Here is a 544-nt window from a genome sequence, read left to right as displayed (position 1 = left end):
GCCATCGCATTTGCGAATCCGGTAACACCTGCGATGCGATCCAGTAACGCTGCACTAACGCCAGGAGCGTTTCCTTCAAGAGTGTGCTGATCGAACCAACGCCAGACACGCAGCAACTTGCCGACGGTCAAATCCGGATCGTCCCAACCCATCGCAACGGTCAAAGCCAGCACCTCCGGCTTTTCCGGCGTATCGACCTCGAACTTGATCCAGTTGCCAGCCATTACTGCGAGCCTCCTGGAGCAGGAATGATCTTGTCGAGTTCACGCTTGGCTTCAGCGCAAAGCTGCACGCGCACCTCGATCGATTGGGCAACCGTCATGCGATGCAGTAGCTCATCCAGCAGTTGCCGGCGCCTGTCGACTACGGGCTGAGATTGGGCGCTCATTGGAACAGGCTCCCCTGCTTTGCCGGCACCTTGACGGCTTGCACAGTGCGGCCAGTCACTGCGCACTTACGCTCACCAGCCAGCACCAGGCGCCCCGCGGCGATGAGTTCGTTGCGCCGGCCCGAGACGCTGGATTTCTCCATATTCAAGAGAAAC

1 pseudogene is annotated in these 544 nt (G+C 59.2%); it reads right to left on the bottom strand.

Annotated elements, in window-relative coordinates:
- A pseudogene (locus ACRYR9_RS19945) lies at positions 1-224 on the bottom strand (hypothetical protein); the annotation flags it as partial.
- Positions 225-544 lie beyond the last annotated feature (320 nt).

The sequence above is a fragment of the Kineococcus auxinigenes genome (assembly GCF_050871525.1).
GTDB lineage: Bacteria > Actinomycetota > Actinomycetes > Actinomycetales > Kineococcaceae > Kineococcus.
Note: the sequence above shows the minus strand (reverse complement) of the source record. Positions and strands in the feature narration are given on the sequence as shown.